This window comes from Streptomyces sp. NPDC048278 (assembly GCF_040652195.1).
Classification (GTDB): Bacteria; Actinomycetota; Actinomycetes; order Streptomycetales; family Streptomycetaceae; genus Streptomyces.
Window position 1 is genome coordinate 1,100 of sequence record NZ_JBEZLP010000056.1, and the last position, 20,358, is coordinate 21,457.

1 protein-coding gene (running past one end of the window) is annotated in these 20,358 nt (G+C 72.8%); it reads left to right on the forward strand.

Features of this window, described 5'->3' with window-relative positions:
• Nucleotides 1-20,358, forward strand: partial view of a hypothetical protein gene (locus AB0D74_RS47650; protein ID WP_362601904.1) — the 5' portion only. The gene runs 26,091 nt beyond the window's last position; the window shows 20,358 of its 46,449 coding nt (coding positions 1-20,358); it begins with the start codon at nucleotides 1-3; the stop codon falls past the right edge of the window.

A 20,358-nucleotide genomic window follows, 5' to 3' on the forward strand; every position in this document is an offset into this window, starting at 1 on the left:
GTGGCGCCTGCGGTGCGGGAGGTCGAGCCGCCGGAACCGGTCCGCCCGGGTACCGAGAGCGAACTGGCGCCGGCCGGAACCGAAGGCGGCTCGGCCGATGTGCTGAACCTGCCCGAGGTGTCGCGTGACGGGGTGGCCGGTGGCGTGCCGGGGCACGAGCCGCCGGTGGTCGAGGAGGGTGCCGCGGGCGGTGGGCCGTCGTCGCCCGAAGTGCTGCGGACCGATGCGGTGAACGGGCAGCCGCACACTGAACCCGGAGCGCTCGGCATCGCGGGCGGCCGGGGGCCGGGCGGTGCCCCGGAGACCGTCCTGCCGGCACGCGGGCCCTCCAGCACCCCGGCACCGCGTGCGCCGGACGGCCAGGAGCCCGGCGGACGGCCCGTCGTCACCCAGGAGTCCGCGCCGGAGAGTGCGCCACCCGCTCCTCCCCGCTCGGCCGGAGGACAGGCACTCACGGTTGGCGGGCCCGGACGCACCTCGGATCCGCAGGGGCTGGCGGAGCAGGCCGCCGAGCCGGAACAGGCGGTGCGGCAGCCGGACCCGGTGGTGCGGCAGACGGAGTTGCCGGATGCCGGTCACCGGGAGAATCCGGGGGACGGCGTCGGCACGCCGCACCCCGGGCAGGGAACGCCCCCGCACGAGACCGGGACCGGTTCCCGGCACGAGAGGGACATCCCCGAGCCCGGGGAAGACGAGCCGCAGGGCGACGTGTTCATCCCTGCCGGCGACGTTCTCTTCGACACCGGCCGGATCGACCGGTGGAACACCTACCGCGGCGACCGCGACGCCCGGACGGACGAATTCCTGCGCTTCCAGCGGGAATCCGGCACGCCCGAGACGGCCCTGAGCGACGGTTACCGCACCTTCACGGAGAACGACCTCTTCGGCGGCCGGTACCTGCCCAAGGACAGTGTCGGTCACGCGCAGGCCGAAGTGGACTTCCACCGTGCCGTCCTCGACGACTTCAAACAGCGCTGGCAGGCGAAGGGCTCCGGCGCGTTCGACGCCGGAAACTGGGCCGGTGCCTACGAGCAGCACATGGCGCATGCCGACCGCTTCTTCGCCAACGCGTCTTCACGCCACCAGGAACTGGAGCGGATAGACAAGGACTTCACCACGGCGCTCGACCAGGTACGCGAGGCCGACCTGTTCGACGGGCGCTATCTGCACGAGGCGGACGGACTGCCCGGTCGGGACGACTACGAGACCGACCACTACAAGGAAGCGACGTACGACGCCGACAACGGCAAGCCGCGCCCCGGTGAGGCCGACTACGTACCGACGTCCCTGTCCCACCTGCGTGCCGACACCTTCGCGAAGGTCCGCTCGATCGTCGACAAGGCGCACAAGGAGTTCCCCGACGACCCGGTGGCGCGGCGCAGTTCGATCGACGGACAGATCTCGGCACTGCGCGAGAACCTGCCGCGGCGGATCACCTTGCTCGCCGACTCGTCCAGAGAGGTCGAGCAGGCCATGCGGCGGCTGGACGACGACCTCGACCCCGAGGACTACGAGGACCGGTTCGGCATCCGCGGTGCCCTGGACGACGAGAACCTCGCCAGGTTCCGCCAGGAGTTCCACGACGACCTCCACACGTCCTACCAACGGGCCCGGAACACAGCCGACTCGGACACGCGACCGGAGCGGGCCGGCGCGGACTTCGAACTCACCTGGCAGCAATACGTCGGCCGGGTCTTCCAGACGCTGGACCACCGGCTCGGGCACGCCGAGTTCAGGCAGTTCAGGAACGCCGACCTGCACCGGCACCTGAACGAGGCTTTCGACCACTATGAAGAGGGCTCGCTGCGGACCTTCGGCCAGGACGCCCGCGACCGCCTGACCACGGAGCTGACCCACGCCAACGAGAAGGCGGTGGACGAGCACTGGTACGACCACTCGGACAACCCCGACGGCCGGACCCACGTCCAGCCCCGGTGGGACCGCGACGGGAACCGGCCCGCCCGCTCCTACGCCGACAACCGCGCCCTGCTCGACGCCCAGATCGAGGCGAGGTTCGACCACGAGTTCGCCCTGCGGGAGAACCTCGAGCACGCCGCCAGGGCGTTCCATTCGCTCGGTGGAAGAGCGGCATCGGATGTCCCGACGGGTCAGGAGCGGCTCTCCCCGGCCGACGCGGTCGTCAAGGAGACCGCCGACGACTTCGGCAACGAGTCCACCCGCACCTACGACGAGCTCTTCGCGCCGCACGAGCACAACATCGACGCGTGGTCGCAGCACGAGAAGGACCACGAGGGGACCTTCCGGAACACGCTGAGCTCCCTCCCGTCGTCCGAGCCCCCGGCGGCAGGGCCGCACGCGTCGGAACCCGGAACCGGCCCGGGGCCGGACTCGCCGCCCGAGAGCGGAACCGGGTCCGGAGCAGGACCCGAGGCAGGGGCGGAGTCGCGATCGGCGTCAGGGCCCGGCCAGGACGTCCCCGGCGATGGGCAGCTCACCCAGGAGGCCGCCCAGCGGCCGGCCCCCTCCAGGGACACGCCCGTCACCGGTCGGTTCGCCGACGACAGCGAGGAACAGACACTCCACGGATCCCTGGAACACGCCGACTCCGACACTGCCACCGCCTCCGGCACCGCCGGCGTCACCGACCAGGTCCGACTGGACCCGCAGCAGGAAGCGGCGGCGGTCCGGGCGGGGACATCCGGCACTCCGGAGCAGCGGATCGCGGCATGGCAGGACTACCGGCTGGCCTCGGACGCCCTTGAGCACGCCCAGCAGCGCGCCGACGAAGCCACCCAGAACCGGGACCGGCCGCAATGGCCGGAGTGGAAGGTGCGGCAGGCCAGGGTCCTGGGAGCTCTGGCGTACTTCGACCAACAGCGGGCCACCAGCGCCCTGTACGACCTGGGCATGACCCCGGAGCGGGTCGACGACCACCTGGCGTCCGGTGCTTTCGATGCGCTCCGTGAACCCCTTGCCGAGCAGCCGGCCGTCATCGGCTTCCCGCCGTTCGCGGGCGCCGTACATGATGAGGGCCCGCAGAGCATCGATGCCCTCCTCGGTCCGCCGGTCCCACAGGAGACCGGGCCCGAGCCGGCGCGGTCGGACGGCCGGAACACCGGTTCGCCGGTCCCGACCACCGAAACGGCCGACCAGCAGGTCGACGCGGCGGGGCAGCACCACCCGCGGGCGGGCCGGGCCGAAACGCCGACGGACATGCCGTTCGTCGCCCCGCCCTCCCACATCGCGGCGGACGACCGGCGCGCCGACGCCTGGCGGGCCGACCAGGAGCGGCTGTTCACCGACTACGCGCGGCGGCTCGACCGGGCCGCGGCCGACGCCGCGATCCGGGCGCAGCACGCGGCGGAGCGGCAGGAGTTCGACGAGACCTTCGACGCGTGGGCGGCCGGCGACGGCCACGGGCTGGACGAGCAGCGGTTCCAGGAGATCCGGGAACGCGTCTGGGAGAACCGCGGACACGGGCGCGTGACCGACCCCGGCATCCAGGACGCCCCGTCCGAGGCGCACGGGGACGATTTCGCCGAGGAGGCCGTACGGCAGACCGCCCTGGCCCGGGGCCGTGCCGCGTTCGAGCGGAGCCTGCTGGCATGGGGCCGGCGGCTGGCCGATTCCGGGACGGCCCTCCCGTACGAGATGACGCCGGAGATCGCCGCCGCCGTCGGCGACCATGTACGGGCGCGCTTCGACGAGCAGCTGACCCGGGCCGTCGACGAGGTCTTCCCGCTCGGCTCCGGAGCCCACGGTGACCTGTCCGCCCAGGTGCGCCAGGCGGAGCTCCGGCTCGGTGAACTCACCGGCACGCTGCCGGACCAGTTCGATCTGCGCGCCGGGTACGAGTCGGAACTGACCCGGCTGGCAGCCGAGTTCGACAGGCTCGCCGATTCCTTCCCCGAGCACCTCGACGAGGACAGCCGGGCACTGCTGACCGCTCTCGACCCCCCGGTCGCCGTCGGCGAGGCCCAGGCCGTGGGGCCGGCCACGGGCGGTTCCGGCACGCAGGTGTCCGCCCCCGGCCGCGCCGCCGTGCTGGACCAGGCCCGTCGCGGGCTGCGCACGGCCTTCATCAAGGTGTTCGGACCACCGGACTCCACCGAGCATCTGCCCGGCGACCTGCCCGGGGCGCTGCACCAGTGGCGCTCGCGATTCGACCAGGTGGTCGCGGGCCTGCCGGCGAGACTCGCCGCTCAGGCCGCCCGCGAGAACGCGATACGCGGCGCGCTGAACGCCACCGAGGCGGCCGTGGACTCCTGGGCGACGGAACCGCCCACCGTGAGCGACGCGTTCCGGCAGCGGTTCGGCATCCAGCCCGGCGCGGTGCCCGACACCTTGCTGCGCGGCCTGGGGACCGGCATCGCGGGGGCGGTCAACCACCGATTCGACCAGATCCTCGGGGATACCGGCCACCGTGCGGAGCTGCTGTGGAACTGGCGGGACGAGTACCGCGCACTCACCGACCCCCAGCACATCCAGACCGTGCTGCTGCGCCACCAGGCCCGGGATGCCGTGGCGGAATCCACGGAGAACACCTTCACGGAGCAGCTCGCCGCGTGGCGGGGGGCCAACCCGGGCCTGGCCCTGTCCGAGGCCGACGTCGCACGGGCGAAAGCGGCCTGGGACGAGCGGATGCTGTCCACCTTCGACACGGTGTTCGGCATGCACGCGACGACCCCGGCCGAGCTCGCGAGCCGGGTCGCCGGGTGGGACCGGCAGGTGGCACAGGAGGCGGCCGACCTCGCGGCACACCTCACCTTCGAATCGGGGGTCGCCGGAGCACTGCGCGGTGCGAACGCGGCCTTCGACGTGCTCGGCGACGGCCGCGGCCTCGACGGCCCCACGCTGGCCGACATCGATGACGACTTCCACCTCGGCTTCCTCCTCGACTTCGTCAACGGCTACCAGAACCGCTTCGCTCCGCAACCGCTGTCGCCGTCCTGGGACCACCGGGCCGCGGACGTGTACCGCTCCGATCCCGCACGCGGCAGCACACAGCCCCCCGAGACCGGGACCACCGAGCCGGTGCCGTCCGGCGACTTCGAAGAGGGCCCCGTCCCGGATGAGGACGCCCAGGCGCCCCTCGGTGTGTCCCGGCCGTCTTCCGCGCACACCGCGGTCACCGAGCCCGCGCCGGGCGAGCACGAAGCGCCCACGTCCGTCCCGCACACCCCCGTGAGCGAGGGCGACACCGGGACGCCCGACCAGACCCTCTCGGAGCACGGCGGCGAAGCGTCGCACGATCAGGCGCCGGTGTCCGGTGCCAGGCCGGTGACCGCACCGCCGACCGCCGTCCACGAGCCCCGGTACCCGCGGTTCTTCACGCCGCCGCCGCGACGGGACGCATACCTGAGCCGGTCTGACGAGTACGGATTCCAGGTGGCCAAGGCCCTCAGGGAGGATTCGCGGGTCTTCGACAGCCCGCACCGGGCACTCCAGCAGCTGGTGGACACCGCGCAGGCGCAGTACGGGCACTCGCACCTGGCGGAGGACTTCGTGGCCTCGCTGAACGACTCCGCTCAGGCGCTCGCCCGCCTGCGGGGTGCGGTCACCGACGGGCGGTCCGGCATTCGGCGCCGGATGAGGCAGGCCACCCGGGCCCTGCGCTCCGGACGCGTCTCGCGGGCGGCGGGCGGTCTGCTGGAGGAGAAGAACTTCGACACGTCCCTTTCCGCGTTCCTGGGCGGCGCCGCCTGGTACGCGGTCCGGCATCCCGAGCTCGCTCCCGCCGGTGTGCGATCGCGGGGCCCCGAGTGGGATGCCGCGATGCGGCAGCGTGGTTACCGGGGTGTCGAGGACCTGACGCCGGAACAGCGCGGGCACGCCGCGGAAATCGAGTTGATGCTCGGCTTCTACCAGCATCTGGGCGCTTCCCGAGATGATCTCCTGCTGTTCCGGGACGCGTTGGCCAGCAGGTACATGCCGCGGCCCGGCGCGCTGCCGTGGGAGTGGTTCCTGGACGCCTCGCACCGCGCCGGAGTATGGGACCGCCAGGTGGAACCCGACCCGTGGGTGACCGATCTGTCCCGGGTGCACGGGTGGATCCGGAGCGTGCTGGATCCACAGGCGCGGCTGTCCGACGACCCCGTGCACGATCCGGCCCGCCGGGCGCTGAACGAGCCGCCGCATGTGGCGATGTACGCGGAATCCACCGCAGAGCTGCTGAGCGGCGAGGTCACCGGCCAGGGCGACTGGAGCGACCCGACCGTGCTCACCGGGGGGATCACGCCCGGTGAGGGCGTCGACCCCGCGCAGGCCGAGCTGTGGACGCGACGCCGGGAGGCGTGGTCGGACCTGCTGCGCGACCCCGGGACGCTGCAAGCGCTGCCGAGCCTGCGGCGCGGACACCTCATGGCGCTGACCCTGGTCACCGGGCCGGACCGGGTCTTCTTCACCCCGGAGCTCACTCTCGACGGACTGCGCGACCGCATCCGCGCGACGGGCGCACTGGCCGGGTCCGGCGACCGGTCGGCGTGGCCGCTGCTGTTGCTGCGCGACCCCGCGGTCCGCGACGCGGTCGACCGCGGATCCCCGCAGGACGTGAAGGCCGCGGTCGACGCCTTCGCCGAGGCGGTGGACGACCACACGCTGGCCGAGATCCGCGGGCACGCGTCGATGGCGGAGGAGGCGCTGGACCTGTGGCAGGCCGCGCCGGCGGACAGCGGTTCCATGTACTACGTGTCGATGGCACCGGGTCCGCTGTCCGGCGACGGCGGACCCGACGCGTTCATAGGCACCGAGGAGGAGTACCCGCCGTTCACGCAGGCGACGTCCAGTCGTGACGTCGCCCTGGGCGTGCTGGAGGAAATGGCGAAGCGGACACCGCCGGAGATCGGGCATCCGGTGCTGGTGGAGCTGGAGAAGCCGGTGTCACTGCGCAAGACGGCGCTCTTCTCCCGCGATCCCGGTGCCTTCGCCGCGCAGGCCCCCGGGCCGGTGCGGCTGCGCCTGGACCGGGTCGGTCATGGCTGGGACGAGAAGCGGGGACTGCGCTACTCGCACCTCGTCGTCAGCGAGGTGCCGAGGCAGGCACCGCGCGTTCCGTGGGACAACGAGATCCTCATGCGTGACGTACGCACCGACCAGGGCGTACTGATCGGCTACCAGAGTGACAAGCTCGTGGAACTGCCCGCCTATCAGCAAGAGCCCCACGCTCTGCTGAACGACAGCACCTACTACGTCTCCGAGTTGGACGAGTCGGATGTCAGGGAGTTGAGGCAGACGCGGACTTGGTCGATACCGGTCGGCATCGACAAGGCCACCCAGCGGCCCGGGTTCGTCTACTACTCGGCGCACGGCTCCAGGACCGCCGTCCAGGGGCTGGGGCGCTTCGGTCCGTTGCGGGTGAGCGGTTCGCAGGCCGGGCGTGCGTTCGCGTGGCGACTGGCGGAAGAAGGGGTGCCCGAGAACACACCGGCACTGCTGTGGCAGTGCTCGGTGGGCGCGAAGGTCCCGGGGCTGGTGACGGTGGCGCAGCTGGCCGCCGACCAGCAGCCCCGGCACCGCGCCGTCCACGCCGGTAACACCACGGTGGCCACCGGCGAGGGCACGAAGGTGCTGGAGCCCAGCTGGGGGTCGGAGCCCCCGTCCGAACTGTCGATCCTGGAGTTCCAGCCGCGGACCGAGGCCGGCTCGGTCGTCCGGGCCAACACGATCGATCCGTACTTCGCCGGCCAGGCCACCCGCTACGGCTCCTTCGGACCGGGGCTGGAGCGGATCGCCGCCGACTACGAGACGGCGCTGGGCACCCGCTTGCTGGACGATCAGGCGGCCCACGACACGCTGAAGGGGGCCGTGCGGGCGCTGGCCTCATCCGGGACGCACCAGGCCGGTGTCGATCCGGGCCAGTCGGATGTGCGGCTGCACCAGCTGGTGACGGCATTCAACGACGCGGCGAAGGCCCGGTACCCGTCGGCCTCGTCGTCCTTCGCGACCCACGACTCCGCCCTCCGGCAGCGGCTTCTGGAGCAGCGCGGTATCCGGGTGCACCTGGGAGAGCTGCCCAGCACGACCGCCATGTACTGGCTGTACCGCGCGCTGAAGCTGCCCAGCGAGCAGTTCCCGTCGTTGGTGAGGGCGGTGTTCGGCTGGGGACTGTCGAACGGCCACCCCCTGGCAGCGCTCTTCGCCGACCTGCACGACTCGCGGATGAGCGCGAACGCGGGTGCGCTCGGCGCGGCCCTGGCAGGCAACGGGGTGCAGCTGTACGGGCTGGCCGACACCATGTTCGCGCCGCGTGAGGGCCTGCCCCCCGGCGATACGGCGAACCGGCTGCGCCCGCCGCACTGGCAGCTCTACAGCGATCTCACCGCACCCATCGACGCCCTCGTGGGCGCTGCCGCGTCCCTCACGCCGACCGGTACGGACCCCGCCCATGCCACGGCGCTGCGCCTGCTCGGCAGCGAACCGGACCGCACGCTGCTGGCGGCGGCGCCCTCCGAACTGCCGGGCCTGCTGCGTCAAGCGGTCGACTGGGCGATGGACGGCGATCCGGCGAACCTGCCGCTTCTCCTGCGGCAGGACACCGAGATGGAGCGCTACTCCCAGTGGGCCGCCACCGCGGATCGGAACAGCGCCCAGTTCGGCATCACCCGCCAGGACATGCTGGAACGCGCCGACGAACTCACGCCCGAGCTGCTGACGCGGATTCCCACGCACCGGGCCATGGCGACAGAGGCGCTGGCGCAGCAGCCCGAGGCCGGTGGCTACCTGGCCTTCGCGGCTCCGGACGACGTGTCCGCCGCCGACCTGATCCGGCTGCACTACCCGCGGTTCCAGCGGATCGAACCGGGCCCGGAAGAGGCGCTGGCCGAACTGGGCCCGGTGCCGGCCGGTACGCGCCCGGTGCTGGTGAAGGTGGTGGACCGGTCGGCCCGCACCATGCCGGCGTCGGGCGGCCGGAACGAGATCCGGTTCCCCACGGCGACGGAACTGCGTGTCACCTCACAGGACGGGTTCACCACCTCCGACGGCGCGCAACTCGACGTGCTGAACGCCGTGGCGGCCCCGTCGGGCGACCTGCGGACCGGACTGGACGCGGTCAGAGCGGTCGGCCACGCCACCGAACTACACCGCGACCCGGCCCCGGCATGGGCCTCAGCCCCACCCCCCGCGCCGACCGCACCCGCGTCGACCGAGCCTGCGTCGCCTACGACCGCGTCGGCCACTCCCGTGTCAGCCGCGCCCGTGCCTGCCACCCCCGTGTCAGCCATGCCTGTGCCTGCCACGCCTGTGACAGCCGCACGTGCGCCGCAGAGGGAAGACGCGTTCCCGTCCGCCATGCCGACTCGGCCCGTCGCCCTGCGGACCCCGGAGTCCGAGGCGGGGACCGGCCCGGCCCCGGTGTCGCTTCCGAACGCCCACCAGCCCAGGTTCCCGGCTTTCTTCACCGGGCCCGCCCCCCTACGGGACGAGTACCGGCAGCGGTCCGTCGAGTACGGCAATGCCGCGGCCCGGGCACTGGCCATGGATCCGGTCTCCAGTCGCCACGTTCGGGCGGCGCTGCGCGAACTCGTGGACAGCGCGCCGGAGTGGTACGGCCGTGACTCGCGGGGAAGGGACCACTTCTGGCGCACGCTGCTCGGGCTGCCGAGCCTGAAGGGGGTCGATGTCCGAGAGGAGTGGGAGCGCCTGCTGGACGAGGACGATCCGCTGGCGTTCAGCGGGCTGATGGAGGTGTACGAGCGCGCCGCCGAGCTGTACCGGGACGAGCAGGGCTGGTCCGAGCCGGTCGGTGTGGAGCAGTGGGACGCCGCCTGGGACGCCGCGATGCGGCAGCGGGGCTATCACGGGCCCGCCGACCTGACGGACGGACAGCGTGCCTACGCCCGTGCGATCGAGCTGATGCTCCGCGTCTACCAGGACCTGGACATCGAGGACGACGACGTGCTGGGGTTCCGGGACGCCCTCGCGGGCTGGTACCTGGCCGATCCCGATGCCCTGCCGTGGGAGTGGTTCCTGGACGTCACGCACCGTGCCGGGGTGTGGGACAAGGAGATGGAGCCCGACCCGTGGCTGACGGACCTCTCCCGGGTGCACGGCTGGATCCACGGTGTGATCCGCCCGTCCGAGCGCCTTCCCCACGGGCCGCTCAAGGACGACTCCGAGACCCGCGACGCCCTGGACCGGCTTCCGCACGTGGCGATGTACGCGAAGACCGCGCAGCCGCTGCTCCGCGACGAGGTCACCGGCCAAGGCACGTGGGAGGATCCCCTTCCGTCCCTCGCCGGCGGCTGGGGCCAGCACAGTGCCACCGGGACCGGCGCGGAAGTCTGGCGGCAGCGCCGAGCCGCGTGGCGCGACCTGATACGCAACCCGGGAGCCGTCGACGCGCTGCCCGAGCTGCAGCGCGGCCATCTGATGTCGCTGTACCTGGTGTCCGGCCCCGACGCGGTGTTGCTCACACCGGGGCTCACGCTCGGCGGTGTGCGCGATCTGATCCGCGCGGTCGGCGCACGGACCCGGCCCGGCGACCGGTCGGCGTGGCCGCTGCTGATGCTCCGCGACCCGGGGATCCGCGACGCGGTGGACCGATCGGCGTCCCCCGCCGAGCTGCGGGCGGCCGTGGACGCTTTCGCCGAGCGGGTGGACGGGCGGTTCCTGGCCGAGCTCCGTGGTCACACGGCCATGGCCGAGGAGTCGCTGGACCTGCTCCAGGCCGAGCCGGCGGACGGCGGCCCCGTGTGGTATTTGCTGCCCGCCGATCACCCGCTGAGCGCGCTGATCGGCGGGACGCCTTCGGCGGTCGGGGGCCGCGAGGAGGAGATCGAGGCGTTCGCCCTCGGTACGTCCAGCCGGGACGTCGCCCTCGCGCGGTGGCGGGAGTCGGCGGAGCATCGCGCCCCCGGCGGCGCGTGGCCGGTGCTGGTCGAGCTCCCCAGGCCGGTGTCGCCGCGCAAGACGGCGGTCCTCTCCCGTACCCCGGACCGGTTCCCCGTGCAGACCCCGGCCACGATGCGACTGCGGGTGGAGACCGCGGGCCGCTGGCGGGATGCCGCGACGGGCCGGTGGATCCCCTGGGTGACCGTCACCGAGGTGCCGCGCCCGTCCGCGCGGCAGGCGTGGGACAACGAGATCCTGATGCGCGAACTGCGCACCGATCAAGGCGTGTTGATCGGTTTCGAGAGCCATGGGACGAGGGACGTCGCCCTGGCCCGGGTCGCGACGGCCAAGCTGCTGAGCGCCAAGGGTTACCACGTCGACGGTACGGCCACGGACCGGAAGCGCTGGCCGCTGCCGACGGGCATCGACCGGCGGACCAGGCGGCCCGGCTTCCTCATCAAGGGATCGCACGGCACACGGCACTCGTTCGTCGAGGTGGGCCGCTACGGGCGGAAGTACGTGAGCGGTTCGCAGGAGGGCCACGACTTCGCCCAGCGGCTCGCGGAGCGGAACGTGCCCGCCGACCTGCCCTTCCTCGCGTGGTCGTGCTCAACGGGCAGCAGTCGGCCCGGTGCCGTACCGGTGGCGCAGCTGTCGGCCGACCAGCATCCCGCACAGCGTCTGTCCTACGCCGGGAACAGCACCGTGGGGATCAGCCCCGACGATGACTACGCGGAGCTCTTTCCCGGGTGGGGCGCGGTGTCCGAAGCGGAGCTGGGCCTGCTGCCGTTCCGGTCGCGCGACGTCCAGGACCGGACCGTGCCGCCGGGCACGCTCGCCCCGTACGCCGCCGGCCTGCCGGACCGTGTTCCGGAGCAGTGGCCGCGGATCGCGGCGGACTACGAGAGGGCCCTGGGCGAGCGGCTCTCGCACGACCCGGCGGCGGCGGACATCGTCCGGCGGACCGTGGCGGCCCTGGAGGCCTCCGGCGAGCCGGTGGCGGCAGAGGCCCGCCGGCCGGGAGCGCCGCTGGACGCGATGATGTCCGCGCTGCGCGCGGAGGCGTCCGCCAGGTACCCCGGGTCGGACACCTGGCCGCCCGCCGACGCCGTCCGGGCGGAGCTCAGGGACGAGCGCGGGATCGGCGTGCCCGCGCGCCCGGTCGTCGGCACCCGGCCGCTGTACCTGCGGTACCGGGATCTGGCGCTGCCCGCCGAAGACTTCCCGTGGTTCGTGCGGGCGACCGTCGGCTGGGGACTGTCGAAGGGTGCCACGCTGGCCACGCTCCTCGGCGACCTGCGCGACTCCGGGACGAGCGACCACCAGGCCGCGCTGTCCGCGGCGCTGGCCGGCGACGCGACGCATCTGTACGGCCTGGCCGACATCGTCTTCGAGCCGCGGGAGGGACTGCCGCCCGGCGGTCTCGCGGACCGTCTGCGCCCGCCGCACCTGCGGCTGTATTCCCACCTCACGGCGGGGCTCGACAGCCACGCCGACGGCACCGACGCTCTCGACCCGGCACACGCCACCGCATTGGGGCTGCTCGCGCACCCCGCGGACCGGGTTCTGCTGGCGGCGGGCCCCGGGGAACTGCCGGACGCGGTACGGGACGCCGTGGACCGCGCACCGGACGGCGAGAGCCTGCCGTGGTTGCTGCGCAGGGACCCGGCGTTGCGCGAGCTCGCCGACCGCGCGGCGAACGCGGCGCCGGGCAGCGCGGAACACGCGGACGCCCGCCGGGCCGTGCGGGCCCGGGCAGCCGACCTGCTGCCCGCCCTCGGCGGCGACCTCCCGTTCCACCGAGGCGTGACGGCGGAGGCGTTGGCCCGGCGGCCGGCCGCCGGCCGACCGGTGTACTTCGCCTTCCCGGTCCCGTCGGACGCGGACACCGCCACCCTGACCGGGCTGGACGTACGGCGGTTCCAGCGGGTCGCGCACGATCCGGCCGTCGCCCTGGCAGAGTCGGGGCCGGTCGCGGACGGGACACGCCTGGTGCTGGTCAGGGTGGCGGACTCGGCGGCCCGCTCGCTGCCGGGTACGGACGGCATGTTCGCCTACCCCCGAGCGGTGGATCTGCGTATCACCCCGGCGGCCGACAAGGCCGCCGGGTACGACGTCCTGGAAGCGACCGAAGCTCCGACGGCCGATCCGGCGGCGACCCGCGAAGCCCTCAGGTCCGTCATCCGCGCCGCCGAGGCGCCGACGACGGACGTGACACCGGGCTCCTTCCGGCAGGGACCGGCGCCCGCGAGCGGCTCCGCCGTGGTCTTCGGCACGTCCGTGGCAGACGAGCCGGCCGCCGACGAGTCCAGCGCCGCAGCTTTGCGGAACGGCCCGGACGGATGGCCGGCGAACACCCCCGCCGCCCCCTTGGTCCACGCCCCGCAACACACCGCCTCCCACCCGGCCGGTCCTTCGACGGCTTCCTGGACGGTCCCGTCGCAGGCCACGTCACTCGATCCGTCCGGTGTCGTGGCGCGGTTCCCCAGTGTGTACTTCAGGGACTGGGCCGCATGGGTCGAGCGGGCACGCTCCTTCGAACGCGCGCTCGGCCAGGTGATGTCCGCGAACACGATGTGGCTCAAGGCCGCGCAGGATGTCCTCACCGAGCTTCGGACCCATGTGGTCGGCACGGTCGACGACTTCCTTCTGTTCTTCCCGCCCGGCCGGCCGGGGGACTTCCGCGCCGGCCGGGAGTTCCTCAAGCTGGTGGACTACGACAACCCGCCCGCGCTCGCCACCGTGATGGAGGCGGTCGTACGGGGAGCGCGGGTCCACGCGAGGAGCCGGAACCTGTGGTGGCCCGCTCCGGCCGACCGGGACCTGGCCGTCCGGCTGACCGAACTGGGACATCCACTCTCCGCCGAGCACGCGGACGCGAAGGCCGAGCGGGTCGGCGACGCCGAACTGCTGATGCGGGTCCACGCCGACATCCTGCCCGGCTCGAATCCGCTCGCCTTCCGCAACGCGTTCCTGGGCTGGATGCTGGCGGAGGACCCCGCCCCCACGCTGGCGGAACTTCTCGGTGCCGCTCAGTGGGCCGGGGTGGCCGAGACCGACGGGGCGCACACGCTGGAGCCGGACCTGCGGACGGCGTCCTCCGTGGACGCCGACGCCTCCCAGCTGTACGGCCTCGTGCCCTTCCTCTTCGAACCCCTGATGCAGCTGGACAAGGGACCGCTCGCCGGCGACGACGCACTGAGGCGGGCCGTGCAGCGGCTGCCGCACCAGGCCGGATACCGTGACTGGGCCGAGCACCTGCTCGATCCGCAGGTCACCGGCGGCCTCAGTCTCGACGACCTCGGCGCCGGAGTGCTGGACACCCTCTCCGGCGGTTCCGTCGCCCGTCAGGGAACCGACGCCTGGTTCCTGCGCCGCGACTCCCTGCGCCGGTGGATGCGCACGTACCGCCGTGCCTTCCCCCCTCTCCGCGGTGCCCACCTGATCGCGTTGTTCCTGCTGGGCGGGGACGACGCCACGCTCATGGGCGGGCACATCACCGCGGTGGGCGCGCCGGGCAGGTACCGGCTCCGCTCCGAGATCCTGTTCCGGCTGGAGAACCTGGACCACGGCGCGCCGCAGTCCCGGCTTCCCCTGGTGATGCTGCGGGAGCCGGCGGTGCGACGGCTCGTCGACCACCCCGAGGAGCGGTCCTACGCGCGGCTGCGGGAGGTCGCCGACACCCTGGCCACCGACGACCTCGTCAGGGAGCTCGCCCAGCACGCGGAGATGGCCACCCGGTCCCTGATGCTCCTGCCGGAGGCCGAGCGGCCGGTGCTGTGGGCCGAGTGGGAGACGGGCCCGCTCCAGGGTTCGTACGGCTACGCGGCCGAGGGGCACGTTTTCGAACGGCCGCCGCGCTTCACCGTGAAGTCGGACATCGGTCCCGTCCTGCGGTCGGTGCCGGCCGTGGCATCGCGTCATCCCGGGCAGCACCTGGTGGTCTATCGGGTCGAAAAGCCGCTCACGGCTCACGAGTCCGGACCGTTCGCGCGTTTCCCCGAGGATCAGGTCGTCTATCCGAACGGCGCCGTGTTCCGCGTCAAGGACCAGGAGACCGTGCGGGACCTGGCGACCGGCCTGGAGTACCGACTCGTCACCCTCGACGAGGAGGTGCGGCCCGCCGGACGGCGCTGGCAGGAGCCGGTCATCACCCGGGAGCTGCGCACCCGCGGCGGCATCCTGTTCGGCGAGGCCGGCTTCGCCGGCCCCGACTGGATCGAACGGTCCGCAGCCTACTTCGACCTGCTCCACATGCGACGCGGAGTCGTCTACGAGCCGCCGCACTGGACGCTGCGGCAGCCGTTCCAGGTTCCGCTGACCACCGGGTTGGTGCAGCCGGGCGACAAACCGGCGTTCACGGTCTGGACCTCGCACGGCCGCACCGGAACGGTCCTCCTGATGACACCCGAAGGGGCGAGGAAGACCACCGGCACGTCGATCGGCCGCCGCGGCGCCCTGCTGATGCGACGCCTCGGCCTCGGTAACGGCACCCGTCAACTGGTGTTCACCTGCTACGGCGGGTACGGCCCGGACGGCGTGACACCGGCCGCCCAGCAGGCCGCCGACGAGTTCTCCGACGGCGTCGAGACCGTCGGATCGACCACCTCGAACGCCGCGGTGCCCGACAGCGAAGCCGTTCCGGGGATCGAGCTCATCATCTACACGGAAAAGGGCGGGCCCCGGCCCGCATGGCGGGTCTTCCGGCCCCGGCGGCTGGTGACGGGCGCCGAGCGGATCGCCCGCCTGCCGCTCGCCGGCCAGGGTGCCCGGTACCGGAGCCTCTACAAGGACCCACGATGGGAACAGGTCGCCCGGGAGCACGAACGCGCCATCGGGGATGCGCTGGCCGAGTCCGCGGACGTCGAGAACTTCGCCAGGCGCTTCGCCGCCGCGTTGAAAGCCTCCGGGAAGTACCGGGTGGTCTTTCCCCAAGGTGCTCCGTCGGTGTCGGACCTGATGGGCGCGATCGACTCGGCGCTGTTGCGGGACCACGGGAACGAGGACGCCACCCTCGCGGGGGACAGCGCCACCTGGGATGAACTGCGCACGGTACGGGGGCTGTTGCTGCGCGACGGTCCCTACCCGTCCATGCGATCGATGTTCACGGCCTGGAAGGCCGTCGAACTCCCCGGCGGCCACCGGCCCTTGCTGAAGGCGATTCTCGCGTGGCGGCTGTCCGAGAGCACCCGCACCGTCGTGGAGGTCCTCGGCGAATACGCCCAGAGCCACCTGGCAGGGGACGGCCTGGGAATCAACCTCGACCGGCTCAGGGACGCGCTGCTCGGCGACGCGGTGGACCTGTACGCATGGGTGCACGACACCCTGGATCCGTTCGGCTCCGAGGCCGATGAGCTGGACGACGCCCACGGCGATGCCTGGCGGCCGCCGCATCACCAGCTGTACTTCCGGAACCTGACCTCACAGATGACGGGTGACCTGGAAGTCCCCGAGGGTCTGACGGACGCGATCCTGGCACTGGCGAGCGAGGACGACCTGCCCGAGTTCCCCCTGGGAGACGAGCAGAGCCTCGGCGAGAGCACCTGGGCGGCGCGGCACGCGTCCCTGCGGGAGTGGTCCACCCGCCACTCCGGCTCGCCGCTGGACGCGCTGCCGCCCGCGCGTCTGACCGCCCTGTACCTGGGGACCCACGGCCCGGACCACCGGCTGCTGAGCGCGCAGCTCGCCACGGAGACCGGCGGGGCGGCGCAGGGCCAGGACCGACTGGCCGACGAGCTCGGCGGCATCATCTCCGATGCCATGGCGAGTGGCTTGCCGGACTTCCCCCACCTGTTGGTGGGCCACACGGGGTTCCAGGCGCTCGTCACCGAGGTCCGGGACCTCACCCTCGGCGCCGAGGAGCGGTACTGGGAGATCGGTGCCGAGATGATGGACATGGTCCCCGCCCTCTCCGAAGCCCTGCGCGAGAGCATTCCCGAGCACCTGGGGATGCTGGCCGAGACCCTGGCCGGGCTGGACGAGGCCGGCGCCCCGGTGTATGTCGGTTACCTGGCCCCTGGAGAGCTCGGGGGGCACCTGCCCGGCACGCTCCACGCGCTGACGCTCCCGCAGTTCCAGCTGGGCGGCCTGGACATGGGCACCGCCTTCGCCCGGCTCGGCGCTGCCACGCCGGGGCAGCACCGGGTCCTGCTGCGGATCGAGGGCTCGCCGGCCCGGGACGTGTCGTTCGGCGCGGCGGACCCGGGGCTGCGGCAGGTGATGTTCCCCTGGCACACCGAGGTCCACCTCACCGCACGCGGCGTGATGTACGACGCCTCCGGCGCGCCCTACGAGTACCAGGTGGCCCAGCTCGGATCGCGGCCCGAGCCCATGGAGATCGACTCGGGTCCGGACGCGTCGTCCGACACCTCGTCGCAGTCGGACTCCTCGGGACCCCTGATGGAGATCGACCCCGGTTCGGACACTTCCGCGGGCGGACCGGGCCAGTGGGCGACCAACGCTTCCGGCACAGCAGCGGAGCCCGAGGCCGCGCCGTCCGCCGCCGGAGCGACGACCGGTCCCGCACCGGCCTACCCCGACCCCCGTTTCCGCAACGTGGACATGGGGGCGTCGCTGGCCGTGGGCCACGCGCTCTCCCTGTCCGTCGGCCCGTCGAGCGACCGGGGCAGTGTGATCTCGCTGGCCACGGAGGAACTCTCGGCCACGCAGTCGGAAGGCGGCCTCCCCGCGGTCCTCACCCCGCCCCAGGTGATCGGTACCTTCCGGCTGCCCCCGTATCTGGAGTCGATGAAGGCTCCGGGACTGGCCCATCTGCACGGCCTGAGCGTCCTCCCCTGGGTCTCCGAGCGGATCCGGCAACTGACCGAGGGCGGTGATCCGACGCCGGTCATCGACGAACTGGAGTCGAACGGCGGCGCCTTCCTCGGCGACGGCGTTCCGTTCCAGATCCGCGGCGGTGGCGGCTGGTACGACGTGACGGTCGCCGTCGGCCGCTCCGACGGCGAGAGGCGACCGCGGGTCACCGTGGTGAACCAGCCGCAGGGCGGGGGCCCGGACGTCGCCGGTCTGCAGATGGTCACCGGCACCAACGCCCGTTCGGCGAAGTCGACGCACGGCTGGGCGGTCAAGGCGAACGGACTCGTGCTCCTGCCGACACCGACGCCCGGCCTGCTGGCCGGTGCCACCGCGGCGGTGAACCTGTCCTTCGGCCAGACCTCCCGGGAGACGGGCGCGCAGGAGACCCTGTCGCTCAACAGCCTGCTGTCCAGTGTCGGCGGCTCGGTGGACGTCCCGCGTGAGGTGACGGTGAGCGTGCGGGTGGAGAGGACCGGAGGTCCCGCGGCGCCCGTGGTCTTCCGCGCCGAGGGCTCCGCGACCGCCACGGTGCCGGTCCGCTTCCTCGTCGCCGACGGTCCACGGCCCGCCGACGCCTCCCTTGAGCCGCTGTCGTCGGACGCGGCACGCGCCGCGCAGTTCGCGGAGTCGCTGGACATCCTGGGGGTCACCGACGCGGGCGGACAGTTCGCCGGCGGCAAGGGCCTGTTCGACGTCATCCGTTCCGTCGTACACCCGGCGCTCACCGCGTCCGGCGCTCCGGGGCGGTCCGCCGCCCTCAGGGCCGGAACCGCGGACCGCCTCACCCAGGACCTGCATTCCTACTTCGAGGGGTGGACGGACTCCGAGGAACTGGTGAGCAAGGACGGACATCTGCGCGGTGCGTACCGGGCGCGCGCCAAGATCGTCTCGATCGCGCCGGCGTTCCCCGTCGACGAGATGTTTTCCCGCCAGTACCGGCAGTCCGACCGGCAGCGGTCGGTGGAGATCGGCCACGGCGCCGGCGGCGAGGTGGGGCTGGGCCCGGCGGTCGGGTTCGGCCTGATGTCCGGCGGTCCCCACGCACGGGTGGCCGTCCGGCCCGGGCTGATGTCCGCGACCAGCCGGAGCGTCGCTTCCCGGTCGGTCGTCACGACGGCCGTCGGCCCGCAGATCACCGGTGGCCGGGCCGTCTACCGGGCGCGGGTGCGGATCTGGGCGGAGGGCACGGGCGCGCGGTCCAGCGCGATGCGCGCGGGGCTCGCCGGCGGGCCCGCTCACAAGGACGTCACCGCCTGGCTGAGCCTGCGTCCCGACGAGGCCGCGTCACTGGGCCTGAGGCTGCCCGGCGGCATGACGTCGATTCCGCGCCCGCTGCGGCACCCGGGCTATCGGCGGACCATGCTCTTCGGGCCGTCGAGCCCGAGCGTGGCACTGTCCAAGGTGGACACCGCCCAGCTCGTCCAGCGCGTCGAGGCACTGTTCGCCGAGGACCCGAGACTGGCCGGGTTCCTGCCCGGATTCGGTGACGCCAACAAGTCCGGCTTCTTCGAGACGGTGGTGGACCACGCGCGGATGCGCGTCAACCAGCGCGCCTTGACCAAGAGACTCTCACCCTCCAACATGAGCGCCCGCAAGGGCCAGCTGTTCAGTACGGGCATCCCGGTGCGCCTGCGCCGCAAGGGCTGGAGCAGCAACGAGTACGTCCTGGTGCGGGTCAAGGGCCGCTTCGTCACGGCACTGGACTACAAGGGGGACCTGGCCGACTGGAAGCTGCGCAGCACCGCCAAGCTGGCCGACGGCGCGCTCAGCGGAGAGGCCGGGCAGTACGGCGCCTCGGTGGTGGGGCTGCTCTCGGCCAAGCCCGTTCCCGGGCACCTTTACCTGACGTTCGCCGCCGCCCTGGGCGCGTCCAGGGCACGGGCCACCATGTCCGGGCCGAACGTGGAAGCCAGGTGGGTGACCACCGGCTCCGGCGACACGAGCGCCTACGACTCCGTGCTGGCCTTCGACGTGGAGGTCACCTCCGTCAAACGCCCGAGGACCTGGCCCCGGTATGTGACGCCAGGGCTGCCCGGGCGTCAGACCCCCGAGGTGACCACGCTCGCCCGCACCGGCGCCGCCCCGGGTACGGACGACGCTGTGCGCCCGCTGACGATCGACCCGGTGCCCGTGCGGCTGACGACCCCGACCGCGCTCACTCTGGGGCCCGCCGATGTGCGGCTGCCGCACATCGCGGCGGAGACGCGGACCGTCCCGGTGCCCGAGCTGCGCGGGATCAACACGATGTACGACCCGGCCTGGGCCGCCCCCGGGCCCGAGAAGCGGGCGTTGAAGCAGTGGCTCGCGATGGAGATCGTCGGCGACGGTGCCGAGATCCGGGAACTGGCGCGGGAACTGCTCGTCGACGCCGCCGGTGGCGACGAGGCGTTCACGACCGAGGGTCTGGATCCGGCGCTGTGGATCGAGGAGCGGTTCAGCGCCGACACGCTCCCGGCCGGTCTGGCCCGCGGCACCAGGAGTGCCTGGGTCGCCGACGGCCTGCACTACGTGCGCAGGGCGGGCGCCCTCACCGGCGCGGTCGGCAGCCGCTTCCACGTGGTCAACCCCTCTGTCGTGGAGGTCCTCGACGGACCCGCCACCGAACAGTGGCTGACCGGCGGCCACCAGATCGTCAGCGTCAAGGACGCCAGCCGGTTCGTGAAGACCTCGCTGATGCTCGGCGGCGCAGGCTCCCCGTCGGAGTCGACATGGCTGCTCGGCGGTCTGGTACCGGGCTTCGGCTTCAGCAAG